Origin of the sequence: Occultella kanbiaonis, from assembly GCF_009708215.1 — a bacterium.
Lineage (GTDB): Bacteria > Actinomycetota > Actinomycetes > Actinomycetales > Beutenbergiaceae > Occultella > Occultella kanbiaonis.
On record NZ_CP046175.1, the window covers coordinates 834,047 to 847,112 of the forward strand.

Below are 13,066 nucleotides of genomic sequence, written 5' to 3' on the forward strand. Positions count from 1 at the left end.
CCGAGACACGAGGTTGGACATGACACGCAAGCAGCTCGGGTTCTTCACCCGGGTCCTCGACCAGGTTCCGGCGGCCGAGCGCTACGAGCTCGCCCTCGAACAGATCACCACTGCCGAGGCGGAGGGCTTCGACGCGGTCGCGGTGGCTCAGCACCACTTCGACGGTGACGAGGGTGGCCTGCCCTCACCGTTGGTGCTGCTGGCCAAGGCGGCTGCTCTGACCAGCCGGGTGCGACTGACCACCGGCGTGATCACCCTCGCCCTGGAGTCCCCGGTCCGGGTGGCCGAGGACGCCGTCGTGCTCGACGCGCTCAGCGGCGGGCGGCTCGAGCTGGGGTTCGCCTCCGGGGGGTCGCCCACGGCGTTCGCCACCTTCGGCCTGGACTTCGCCGAGCGCCGGGAGATCTTCGCCGCGAACCTCGCGACGGTCGAGGCCGCCCTCGCCGGCGAGGAGGTGGGCGAGGGGGCCGTCCTCTACCCCGGCGCGCAGGCCCTGTCCCAGCGGGTCTGGATCGCCACGTTCTCGGCACCCTGGGCGATCGAGGCAGGCAGGCGCGGGCACGGCCTGATGCTCTCGCGCACCCAGCCGCGTGAGGACGGACGCTCCCTGGCGGACGTGCAGAACGACCTGATCGACGCCTACCTCGAGCACCTGCCCAGCGGCGTGGCGCCGCGGATCAGTGTGGCCCGCTCGCTGTTCGTGGCCGACGACCACGACCAGGCCCTGGCGTTCGCGGAGGCCGGCCTGCGCGGCGCCGGCTTCGTCCGGACGATCACCGGCAAGGACCCGGCCACGCTCACGGTCGACGAACTGATCGCCGCCACCGACGCCCACGTCGGCGACCCGGCCGCCGTCATCGCCACGCTCGGCGCGGACTCCGCGCTCGCCCGGGCCACGCACCTGTCGTTCCAGGTGCACTCCATCGACCCGCCGCACGCCTACATCCTGCGGTCCATCGAACTGACCGCCCGGGAGGTGGCACCGGCGCTCGGCTGGGCACCAGCCCCCGGCCACGGACGCGACCACGCTGCCGCCGCCCGGTGAGGGCGCACCACACCATCAGCTCGACCACGAAGGAGAACGATGCCTGACGTCATCAACACGGTGCTGGACGTGGCACCGGGGGATCGCCTGGACCGGATCCGGGATTCCCGCCCCGCGGCGAAGGAGAACAGCCAGCGCACCTACGACGCGTTGTTCACGCCGGTGGACGCGGCCGACGTCACCCGCGTCGAGCGCCTGGCGGTCGCGGCGTTCGTGAGCCGTCTGCACCGGCAGGAGGAGCTCGCGGACCACTACGCGGTCGCCCTGGGCGCCGTCGATGCCAACCTGCTCGCCCTGGTCGTGGCGCAGGCCGACGCGGGATCGGCGACCGGGCCCTACGGCGTCTACGCCGAGACCGGCCTTGCCGCGGAGTCGAGCGACGGACCCCGGTTCACCGTCTCCGAGGAGGGCGCCGTGGAGCTCGGCAGCCGCCTGAGCGCGGCGCTCGAACACGCCCACCTGCTCGTCTTCCGACCGAGGGAGGCCAGCCCCGGGGCGCTGCAGGCCCTGCTGGACGCCGGCTGGTCCACCACCGGCGTGGTCACCCTGTCCCAGCTGGTCGCGTTCCTGTCCTACCAGATCCGCGAAGTCCATGGCCTGCGCGTGCTGGCCACCACGGAGGCCTGAGCCATGACCGAGACGACCGAGACCGCCGACGCTATCGAGCGAGCCGCGGAGCGCGTCACCCTCCACCACGACGTGGCACACCCGGAGGCCTTCACCCGCGAAGGGCTGGGCTGGCTGCCGTGGCTCACCCCGCTGCGTGAGGACGAGCTCACCGAGCGGCACTACGAGGGGCTCGTGGAACCCGCCCGCGCGAAGAACGACTACTTCGCGCTGCTCGCCCGCGACCCCGAGGTGCTCGGCGCCCGCACCCGCACGGACCTGGACATCTTCTACAACACCGACGGCGGGCTGCCGAGGGCGGAGCGCGAACTCGCCGCGGCAGCGACCTCACGGGTGAACGGCTGCGTGTTCTGCGCGTCCGTGCACGCTCGGCTCGCGGTCAAGGAGTCCGACCGGGCCGAGGACGTCGATCGCCTCCTCGCCGAGGGTGTGACCGCGGAGCTCGACCCCCGCTGGAACGCCGTCGTGGCGGCCGCCGCCGCGCTCACCGCGACGCCGCCGACGTTCGACGGCTCGCACGTGCGGGCACTGCGCGCCGCCGGCCTCGCGGACGAGGAGATCGTCGACGTCATCAACGGTTCCGCGTTCTTCAACTGGGCGAACCGGCTGATGCTCTCCCTCGGAGAGCCCAAGCTGCCCCGACGGCGGGCGAGCGCGTGAGCGTTCCGGCGATCCTCGACCACCTGGTCCTGGCCGGCCCGTCCCTGTCCGAGCTGACGTCGTGGTTCACCGAGGCCACCGGCGTGGCTCCCGTGCCCGGTGGGACGCACCCCACCGGCACGGCGAACGCGCTGGTCGCGTTCACGGTCGCAGGGAGGCGGGGGCCGCACTACCTGGAACTGATCGGCCCCGACCCGGACCGCAGCACCACCGGGCCCGTCACCACGTTCGGCATCGACGAACGTGACGCGCCGGGTCTGGCCACGTTCGCCGTCCACCCCGAGGACATCGAGGAGACGGTGGCGCGAGCGGCCCGCGGCGGGCACGACACCGGAGCCATCCGGCCGCTGTCGCGCACGAAGCCCGACGGCGAGGTGCTCTCCTGGCGGTTGACCCGGGTGCTCGAGGGCCGGCCCGACCCGGTGCTGCCGTTCCTCATCGACTGGGGCACCACCCCCAACCCCGGACTCGGGGACCTGCCCACGGTGGAGCTGGTGGCGGTGCGCGGCCGGCACCCCGATCCTGCCCGGGCGCGGGACGTGCTCGACCTGCTCGGCGTGGACCTCGCCGTCGACGCCGGGGAGCGACCCGCCCTGACCGCCGTCATACGTGGCGCCCACGGGGACGTGGAACTGAGCTGACCGTCGCTGCGGCCCGCCTATGCTCGGGGCGGACCCGGCGCGGCGCCGGGCACGGAGCGAACGGGAGTGGTTGTGAGGGACCTGCGGATCGGTGTGGTCGGATTCGGGGCTCGCGGCCCCCTCGCACGGGAGGCGCACCGCCCGGACGCGGGTGCTCGGGTGGTCGTCGTGTGCGACCCGAGCGAACGGGCCCGGTCGGACGCCCGGACGGCGTTCCCGGACGCGCTGGTCACCGGTGACCTGACCGAGTTGCTCGGCCAGGACCTGGACGCCGTCATGGTGCTGACCCCGGACGACCGGCACGCCGAGCCCGCCCTCGCCGCCCTCGAGGCCGGTGTGGCCGTGTTCTGCGAGAAGCCGCTCGCGGTCCGCATCGAGGACACCGACCGGATCCTGGCCACCGCCCGCCGCACCGGCGCCCGCCTGTACGTGGGCCACAACATGCGGCACATGCCCGTGATCACGGTGATGAAGGGGCTGATCGACGACGGCCGGATCGGCGAGGTCAAGGCCATCTGGTGCCGGCACTTCGTGGGCCACGGCGGCGACTACTACTTCAAGGACTGGCACGCCGACTCCAGCCGCAGCACGAGCCTGCTGCTGCAGAAGGGCGCGCACGACATCGACGTCATCCACTGGCTGGCCGGCGGGTACTCGCGGCGGGTCGCCGCCGTCGGGGCGTTGAGCGTCTACGGCGACGTCACCGACCGCGCGGACCGGTCCGACGAGCGCATGTCCGAGTGGTTCAGCCTCGACAACTGGCCGCCGAGCGCCCAGCGCGGCCTGCACCCGATCATCGATGTCGAGGACCTCTCGATGATGAACATGGTGCTCGACGGCGGGGTGCTGGCCTCGTACCAGCAGTGTCACTTCACGCCGGACTACTGGCGCAACTACACCGTGATCGGGACGCGGGGACGGATCGAGAACACCGGGGACGCCGCGGGCGCACGGGTGCACCTGTGGAACCGCCGGCACGACGGTACCGCCGAGCCGGACGAGAGCTTCGAGGTCCCCGCCGGCATCGGCGGACACGGCGGCGCGGACTCGATGCTCATCAGCGAGTTCCTGCGGTTCGTGCGCGACGGCGGTCGAACCGAGACGTCCCCGGTCGCGGCGCGTGAGGCGGTCGCCGCCGGAATCGTGGCCACGGCGTCCCTGCGCGGCGACGGCTCCGCGCTGCCGGTGCCGCCGTTGGCGAAGGACCTCGTCGCCTACTTCGACGCCGGGCAGCCCGGCTCCGGGCCGGCTCACTGACCGGGCGGACCCCTCGAATCACATACCCTTGGAGGCCTAACCCCACCAAAGGGCATGCATGGCACAGATGGCGTTGGGCTTCCCTCGCCAGGTGGCCGAAGCCAGGGACTGGCGCGAGGAGACCGACGAAAGCATCCTCGCGGAGGTCCGGGCCGGGCACGTGGCGGTCTTTGCCGTGCTCTATGACCGGTATCGCGACCAGGCGATACGGTCGGCCAAGCGCAACGGCGCCGGCGAGCACGCCGAGGACGTCGTGCAGGACGCTTTCGTCGGGGTGCTCCGCGCGATCCGGTCCGGGGGCGGTCCGACGCAGGGTTTCGCCCCGTACCTCTTCGGCGCCCTGCGCAACGTTGCGATCGACCGGTCCAGGCGGGTCGGTGAGATCCCGGTCGACGATCTGGACGACGTCGCCGGGGTCGTGGAACCGATGGTCGTCGCCGACGCCAGTGACGATGTCCTGGACCGGGGCATCGTCACCGACGCGTTCAAGTCACTGCCGGCCCGCTGGCAGCAGGTCCTCTGGCTGACCGAGGTCGAGGGCTACGGTCCCGCGGCGCTGTCCGAGGAGATGGGGATCAAGCCGACGGCTGTGGCCGTGCTGGCCTCCCGGGCGCGGAGCGGGTTCCGGTCGGCGTGGTTGCAGGCACACGTCGGTGCCGGACGCCGCACCGACCTGCCCGCGGAGTGCGCCAAGGTCGTCCCGCAACTGGGTGACTACGAGACCGGACGCCTCACTGCGCGGCGCCGGCTCGCCGTGCAGAACCACCTCCAGGGGTGCGTGGACTGCAGCGCGGTCGCGCTCGAGCTGACGGCGGTGTCGGAGAAGCTCGGCGCCGTGCTCGTGCCGGTCGTCGTCACCCTGCCGCTGTTCTTCCTGACGTCGACCGTCGTCAAGGCCGGCATCCTGCTCGGTGGCGCCGCCGGTGCGGGCGCCGCGACGAAGGCGGCGGGGACGGCCGGGACCACGGTGGCGAAGGCAGGCGTCGCGTCCGGTGGGGTCGCCGCGGCGCGCTCCGTCGGACGCGTGGTGAAGGCGAACCCGATCGTCGCGGGTGCGTCCGTGGCGATGGTCGCGCTCGTCGTGGTTGCGGCGGTGGCCTGGTCGAACCAGCCGCCGCCCGGCGTGGGTGGCGATCCGGGCGCGGCCGTCACCACCGCCGCCGATCCCGGCGCCGGTGGCGCCGACCCGGACCCGAGCGCGACGCCGACGGGCGCCCCGACCACCACCTCGCCGACGCCGACTCCGACGCCGACGTCGCCGACGAGCCCGCCGGGGACGACGGCGCCCGTCCCGGTGCCGCCCGCCGTCCCCGCGAACCCCACGTCGCCGCCGGCCACGGATCCGCCGCCCACGGACCCGGCGCCCGCGCCGGTCGATCCCAGCCCCGTCGACCCGACGCCCGTCGATCCCGCACCGGTCGACCCCGACCCAACGGACGAGCCCACCGACCCGGGCCCGGTCGAGCCCGACCCACCCGTCGCCGTGACGCTCGTCGGCACGGCCACCGGTCCCGTGCTCGTCTCGCCGACGTTGTCCGGCGCGGGGGAGCCGGGCGCGACCATCACGATCCTCGACGACGCCGGCGTCACGGTGGCGACGACGGTCGTGACCGACGACGAGTCGTGGTCGGCGATCCCGGAGCCGGCCACGGACGAGGAGGAGACTTGGTACCGCGCGACCCAGACGCTGCCTGACGCAGGCGCCGACGCGGGCCCGGCCGCCGCCGCGAGCCGGACTCTGAATGAGGCCAGTGACGCCTCGACCCCCACGGAGCCGGTGGGACCCTACCTCTTCCAGGCCCCCGTCCTCGGTCTGGAGGACGGCGACGACATCCGGTACCAGCCGCTGCTGCAGTGCGGCGACGTGCTCGGCGGCATCAACCTCACGGTCGAAGGGGAGTATCTCCAGCACGTGCGGTTCATCCTCGACTCCGAAGTCCGCGAGTCCGAGCACCCCATCGAGGACGATCTCGGTGAAGGCTGGGGCCAGGTGACGCGGTGCTGGCCGGAGCAGGGAGCCCCAGAGCTCCACGCCGGTACGCACACCGTCGGAGTGCAGTACATCGACCCCGACACCGGGGCCGCCGGCCGGGTCGATCAGGTCACCTTCAACCTCGTCCGCGCGACCGACTCCTGAGCCGAGGAAACTCCTCTCGATTCTCGCGTTATATCCGTCCGTCCCCTGCGTCTTCCTAGGTACGGGCACCTTTTGGCCGCCCGTGCAGGACGTACATCCGGACGGGAGCGAGAACGATCATGACCGGGCTTGGGCTGACCACAGTGCCGCAGGGGGGCACTGGGTGGCGCACGCCTGATCCGGATCACTCGCTCTCGGGCCGGGGTACTCGCCATACAGGGCGGAACTCACATCGACACCGTCTCCCGCGTTCGAGGCGTTCCCGGCTCGGGGGCCGTGGTTCGAAAAAGGACGGTTGCGGCGTGAGCGTGGAGGGCTGACCTTCCGCACCTTCGGGGGTGTCTGCGGTGGCGGGGTTCCTGACGGATCCCGCCACCGCCGGTCAAGGTCGGTGGTGGCGCGACGTCTGGTCCGATCGAGGCTCAGTCCGCGCCGGCGACGAGGTACTGGCCGCGTTCGGTGAGGGTCCCGAGTGCGATCGCCGAACCGAGGACGTGTTCGAGGCGGGTCCGGATACCGTCCGTCAGACGCGAACCACCGAACACGGCATTCGTCGCCCGGAGCAGTTCCTCGTTGGTGCTGCCGGCGGACGCCCGTGCCAGGTCTGCCATCGCGTTCGCGATCTCCTGGCTCGGAACCTGATCCAACGGCCGCACCGACGAGCTCGTCTGGGTCCGGTAGCCGCGCCATCCGTCGGGATCCAGCTCCCTTGGCCAGACGAACCGGTCCTGGACCCGCAGGTCCGTGGGGACCTGTCCGAGGATCGCCTGGGCGCGGGTCTCGGCGACCTTGGTCAGTCCGAAACTGTTCGCGACCAGACGGGTGAGTCTGGCGGTGTGGACGGGACCCTCCTGGGCAACGATCGACTCGATCGCCTGCTGGACCTGGTGCGCGGCTCGCGTTGCGGGCAGCGCGTCCAGCACGGACCGTACGCCGAGGGGCTGCGGATCCCAGGGCTGGAACGGGACGGCGAGCCCGGCCGGGATCGCGACTGGATCGGGAACGTCGGCGCTCATGGCCAACCCGGTCAGCGTCGGCTGCGCCGGGACGTCCGCCACTAGCGCTGTTCGTTCCGCCTCCCGCTCGACCGCGTCTCGCTCGGCCGCGTCTCGCTCGGCCGCGTCTCGCTCGGCCGCCTCCCGCTCGGACGCCACGCGCTCGGCGGCGTGCGTCGCCTCGAGAAGCCGCCGCGCCTCGCCGTCGGGATCCTTCAACCAAGCGGGCAGCCACAGCCGCTCCACGGCCGGCCACCGCATCATCGCCGAGAGCACCTCGACCGGCAGCCCGTCGCGGTCGCCGACGGTACCCCGGCCCGCCCAGCCCGGCCCGTCGAGCAGCACGGCCACCACGGGGTGGTCGGGGCGCTCGGGCAGTGCGAGCGAGAGGTCCACCTTGAAGTCGGAGAGGCCGACATCGGTGTGCGCCACCAGGCCCAGGTCCCGCAGGGACGCGGCAACCTGTTCACGGTGCCGGTCGGCGATGACCGTGCGCCGCGGCGCCGACGCGATGGTGGCGAGCACCTCGGGTCCGTGCGCGGCCATGTCCAGGTAGTTGCGCAGGTGCTTGATGCCAACGGATGACGTCTGCTCCGAGCGGAGTTGGTCAGGGTCGAACGAGGAGAACACCACCACCTGGCGCCGGGCCCGGGTCACCGCGACGTTCAGGCGACGCTCGCCGCCCGCACGGTTCAGCGGGCCGAAGTTCAGCGGCAGGATCCCGCGGTCGTTCACGCCGAACGCGGTGGAGAACAGGATCACGTCCCGCTCGTCGCCCTGGACGTTCTCCAGGTTCTTCACGAACAGGCCCTCACCGCTGTCATCGAGGGCGGCACGGAGCCGGTCGTCTCCGGTGTCCCGCAGCAGCGACTCGATGTGGTCGCGCTGCTGGACGTTGAACGTGACCACTCCGATCGACGGCGTCCCGTACGGGTGGGCGTCGAAGCGGCGCGCGATCTCCTCGACGATCGCGTCGGCCTCCACCGGGTTGGTCCGGAGTAGCCTGCCCTTCCCGGTGCGCTGGAACTGCCCGTCCACGCGTACCAGCGAGACGCCGACGCCGTCGATGTCGCGGGAGGCCGCCCCGTTGTTCGGCGCCGGGAACGAGGAGAGCCGGTTCTCGTAGTAGTGGGTGTTGCTGAACGCGATGAGCGACTCGTCCTTGCTGCGGTAGTGCCAGGACAGCCAGCGCTGCGGCACCCGCGACTGGATGCACTCGGTGAGGATGGACTCCTCGTCGTCGATGACGCCCTCGGCCTCGGCGGCGAACTCGTCGTCGCCACCCTCGAAGAGCGGCTCGCCGAACGACGTCGGCGGCATCTGTTTGCTGTCCCCGACCACGATCACCCCGGTGGCGCGGCCCATGGCCCCGACCGCGTCGGCGACCCGGATCTGGGACGCCTCGTCGAAGACGACCAGATCGAACTGGCCGGCCCGCGCCGGGAAGAACCGGGCGAGTGAGTCCGGGCTCACCAGGACGCACGGCATGACCTGCGTGATCAGGTCCCCGTAGGTCCGCAGCAGGGCGCGGACCGCCAGCCCGCCACGCTGTCGGCCGAGCTCACGGCGCAGCGCGCCGACCCTGCCACCCGCCTCCGGGTCGAACCGTCGGGACGCGAGCACCTCCCGCGGCACGATCGTGGTGAGGTGATCGCGGACCTCACGCGCCGACGTCGTGAAGCGGCTGATCGTGCGGCCGTGCCCGAGCGGGTCGAAACCGGCCAGGCCGGTGCTGCTGGCCCGCTCACGGACCGAGGCCGCGGCGACGCCGAGGTCCAGGGCACGGACGGCGTCGTCGGCATGGACGACACCCTCGCGCAGCTGGTCACGGGCCCGCGCCAGCCCGGCGGAACGGAGCGGCTCGAGCCCGCCGAGGAAGGCGGCCCAACGCCGGGCCGGGAGCAGTTGCGGGTCGTCGAGGTCGCGACCGGTCGTGGTCCTGGTCCAGGTTCGCAGCAGACCATCCCGGGCGGCCCAGAGTGCGAACGGGTCCTCCGGAGCATCCGGCGCGGCCGCGCCGACGAGCGCGTCCAGTTCCGTGAACGCGGCCAGAAGTTCTCCGGAGACCCCGGCGGCGGTCGGGTCGACCTCGCCGACCCGACCGGTGGCTCGCGCGTCCAGGTAGTTCCGCAGCGCCGCGACGGCGGTCGCGGGACTCTCCTCGGGCCCGGGATCCTGCAGGCGCGTGCTCGAGGAGATCGGGTCCGGGGTCAGGGCGCCGGCCGCCCACCGCGACCAGGCGAGCTGGCCGTCGAGGCGCTCGCGGTGCTCGGGAACGAGCGGGTTCCAGACCGGCGGAAGGTGCACCCCGGGCGTCCTGCCGGCGAGCTCACGGACCTGCGTGGCAGCATCCGCGGCGCCGGCCAGCACGGTCGTGATCTCGACGAGCTGCTTGTGGCTGACGTCGGCGTCGGGCCGCAGGCCCGGTCGGAGGGTCTCCAGGACCGCCTTCAGCCGGCGCTTGCGGCCGAAGAAGCCGGAGGCGGCGGCGGACTGCGCGGCGGCGTGGATGTCCGGCATCGGCAGGTCCAGCACGTTCGGGAGGGCAACCCGGGCGACGGCGTCGCCGTGGTCGCGTACGAACGTCGCCAGGGCGGTGCTCAGGTCGGTCCGTGTTCGTTGACCCGCAGCGGATCGCACCGCGTCGAGGTCCGCGAGGACCGCGGTCGACGTGGCGATGGTGACCACCGCGTGCATCTCCGGGACGGACCGTGCCGCGAACACGGCCCCAGCGAAGGGGCCCGCGAGGGCCTGAGTGGCGGCATCGACCGCCGCGTCCACGCGTTGGACGGCACCGAGCAGCGCATCCGCGGGCACGGCATGAGGGTCCAGGAGTCCGACGAAACCCCATGGGTGGTCAGGTCGGGGCTGAGCCGGGTCGGCGACGTCGGGCAACACCTCCAGGGCCCGTCGCACACCGGCCAGCACCGCGGGATCGGTGTCCGCGACCAGCCCGGTCGGCACGGGCAGGGCGTGCGGCTCGTCGCGCAGCGTGAGCCGCTGGGTGTGCGCCGAGTACAGAGACAGCCCGGCGCCGTTCGGCTCGTGCAACTCGGCCGCGTAGCGGGCCAGGCGTCGACGGGTCGAGCGGAGGGTCTCGGTGGCCGCTGCGAAGCCCTGGGAGTCGGTGTCGATGGCGAGTTCCAGCGCCCGCGAGATCTGCGCGCGCACCGCGTTCGGTCGGCTCGCCCGATCGTGCAGGTCGATCGAGAACGGCCCCATCCCGACGTCCTCGAGCCTGCGGCGGACCACGTCGAGCGCGGCCCGCTTCTCCGCCACGAACAGGACCCGCTTGCCCGCGGCGACGGAGCGCGTCAGCAAGTTCGTGATGGTCTGGGACTTCCCGGTGCCCGGTGGGCCCTCGAGGACGAACGTCCGGCCGGCCACCGCCTCGGCGATCGCGGCGAGCTGGGAGGAGTCCGCGGGCACCGGGCAGCCGCTCGCGAGCTCGTCGAGGTCCACCTCGGCGGGCGGGGGAGCGGGGTCGGAGAACGCGTCCGTCGGCGTGTGGATCAGGTGGTGCACCAGCGGGTTGTGGTCGAACTGCTCCCAGTTCTCGTCGAGATCCTTCCAGAGGCGGAACTTGGCGAACTGCAGGATGGCCAGATCCGCGGTGGCCTCGACGCGGAAGTTCAGACCGGCCTGGACGAGGGCCACACGGGTCGCCGCGAGGGCGGCTTCGAGGTCCACCCCGGCGTGGTCATCGGTCGGTTCGGCCAGTCCGGGGATCTCGAGGTCGAAGAGCTGCCTCAGCTTCTCGAGCAGGCAGAAGTTCGGGGTGGACGAACCCGACTCGTCCAGGGTGAAGGTGTACGCGCCGGCCTTGGACCGGGTCCGCAGTGTGACCGGGACCAGCACCAGGGGTGACCGAAGCTGCTCGGTGCCGATCGACCAGATCAGTGACCCGAGCGCCAGGTAGAGATTGTTGGCGCCGGTGTCCTCCACGATCGTGCGGGCCCGGTGCGCGAGACCACGCAGTCGCCCCTGGTAGGCCGCGTCGGGGACGTCGGAGTAGACCGCGCGTCGTTCGTGCAGCAGGGAGGTCCGCAGCTCCTCGTCGAGGTCGGCTCCGACGCTGATCCCGCGCTGGGTGTGGACGGCGTCGACCGAGTCCGCCGGCAGCAGGCTGATCGACGCGCCGGCGTTGATCGTGTCCTCGAAGCGAGCAAGCTCACGCGGCGGTACGGCCAGGTGGATCGCGTTGCGTTCGGAGAACTTGATCAGTTTGTTGCCCAGGCTCAGGTCGAGCAGGGAATTCTTCCACTGCTGGACCCGCGGCGGGGCCTTGGCACGGCTCGGCCCCTCGCCGCCCGAGCCCTCCCGTGACCCGTCGCCCGACGGTGCCGCACCGGGTGGAGTGTAGGTCGGTGGCCGGTACTCGACGACGACGACCGTGCCGTCATCGGTGCGGACCCGGGCCGGCAGTGGCAGGATCCGGTTGCGGCGGGCCTCGTGGACGTCCAGCACTCCGTACACGTCCCGCAGATCGCCGGTGAGGAACCGGGCATACGGCTGCCTCGCCACGCTCTCCCGGTCCGGCAGTTCCGTCGCGGTGACGAGCGTGGTCTCCATCAGGCCGATGACCCCGACGTCGATCAGGTTGACCACCCGTGAGGTGTCGATGTCGTAGACCACGCCGAGTGACGTCGGCTGGCGCCAGTACCCGAGGAACGCGTGCCCGGCGACAATCCACACCAGTGGCCGGACCCCGGCCTGCTCGAGGGCCGCCGCGAGCACGACGACGGTGTCGAGGCAGGTTCCGATCCGGCCGTCCAGGACCTCCCCCGGCGTGCGCACCTTCTGGCCTTGGGCCGACCAGCTGGACGGGGCCTCGGCGTACCGGATGCCACGGGCGTGAGCCGCGGTGAAGATGGCGCGGGCGAGTTCGTCGACCCGATCCGGTCCGGACTGGTAACCCTCGAGCGAGGCACTGCCTGTCTCCGTGCGGAGGATCTCGCCGGCCTCGCCGAGCAACTGTGAGATCGCGGGGTGGTTCGGCATCACGAACGAGGCGAGCACCTCGGTCGTCACGGGGTGCTCGGAGCGGAGCCAGTGCTGTGCCGCGAGGAGCCGGACCGGGACGGCGATCCGCGCGAGCGGCTCGGCGACCACGGCGGTCTCGTCAGGTTCGTCGCCGTCCACGGGCGGGAGCAGGTCCACGACGATCTCGGCGGGCCGGTCCTCCTCGACCTGCGCCATCGCCGACGGGTCGAGCACCAGCGGCACATCCCGCACGATTGTCTCCCGGCCGCCGGCGAGGTCCACGACCACCACGCACGGGCGGGCGAGGTCGCCCTGGACGTCGAGCACCCGCACGCGCAGCCGTGCCCCGAGCAGGTCGACGCCGTGGCTCGCGATCCGCACCTGCCCCACCACGGCGAGGCCGTTGTGCGCCATCGCGTAACTGAGCACGTCGAGGGCATCGACATCGAGCGAGATCGGAGTCGTCATCTGCGTGAACCTGCGGCCTTCCTGAGCGGCGGGACTACTGCGTTAGCAGAGTGCCATGGATCACCCACATGGGCCGCGTCGCTCAGCCGCGCGCCGGTGTGTGTCCATGCGTTGCGTCACTGACCCATCCCACGGGTCAGTGGCGCAACGTTCGGGAACGGCACCGTTCGGGCGGGCTGCTGGGCCCGATGTCGGTGGTGGATGTCACGGTCGGTGCAGTGGATGTTCGGAGGGTTCGAACCGGGGAGGCGAC

General features: G+C 72.2%; 7 protein-coding genes. 6 read left to right on the plus strand and 1 reads right to left on the minus strand.

The features are described 5' to 3' along the window. Positions 1 to 19: 19 nt before the first annotated feature. The 6 genes from GKS42_RS03595 to GKS42_RS03620 all read left to right on the plus strand — a co-directional run bounded on the left by GKS42_RS03595 (position 20) and on the right by GKS42_RS03620 (position 6,367). Positions 20 to 1,045, plus strand: coding sequence for a putative FMN-dependent luciferase-like monooxygenase (locus tag GKS42_RS03595; protein ID WP_154792602.1), 1,026 nt, complete (start codon positions 20 to 22; stop codon positions 1,043 to 1,045). 39 nt (positions 1,046 to 1,084) lie between these two features. Beyond that, complete coding sequence (locus GKS42_RS03600) at positions 1,085 to 1,672, plus strand: CMD domain protein (RefSeq protein WP_154792603.1); 588 nt, start codon at positions 1,085 to 1,087, stop codon at positions 1,670 to 1,672. A gap of 3 nt (positions 1,673 to 1,675) precedes the next feature. Then, a complete protein-coding gene (locus GKS42_RS03605) occupies positions 1,676 to 2,332 on the plus strand; it encodes an alkylhydroperoxidase domain protein (RefSeq protein WP_154792604.1) in 657 nt (218 codons plus the stop codon). Then, entirely contained in the window at positions 2,329 to 2,973 is a 645-nt protein-coding gene (locus GKS42_RS03610) for a VOC family protein (RefSeq protein WP_154792605.1), read from the plus strand. The genes GKS42_RS03605 and GKS42_RS03610 overlap by 4 nt, the downstream gene beginning before the upstream one ends. 72 nt (positions 2,974 to 3,045) lie before the next feature. After that, positions 3,046 to 4,230 (plus strand): Gfo/Idh/MocA family protein, encoded by a 1,185-nt coding sequence (locus GKS42_RS03615; protein ID WP_154792606.1) that lies wholly within the window; start codon positions 3,046 to 3,048, stop codon positions 4,228 to 4,230. 91 nt (positions 4,231 to 4,321) lie between these two features. Beyond that, positions 4,322 to 6,367, plus strand: a complete 2,046-nt coding sequence (locus tag GKS42_RS03620; RefSeq protein ID WP_168217742.1) for a sigma-70 family RNA polymerase sigma factor — start codon at positions 4,322 to 4,324, stop codon at positions 6,365 to 6,367. 422 nt (positions 6,368 to 6,789) lie between these two features. Here the strand turns inward: GKS42_RS03620 and proA are convergent, their stop codons facing one another. Next, entirely contained in the window at positions 6,790 to 12,813 is a 6,024-nt protein-coding gene (proA, locus tag GKS42_RS03625) for an anti-phage protein ProA (RefSeq protein ID WP_154792608.1), read from the minus strand. Between the last annotated feature and the right edge of the window lie 253 nt (positions 12,814 to 13,066).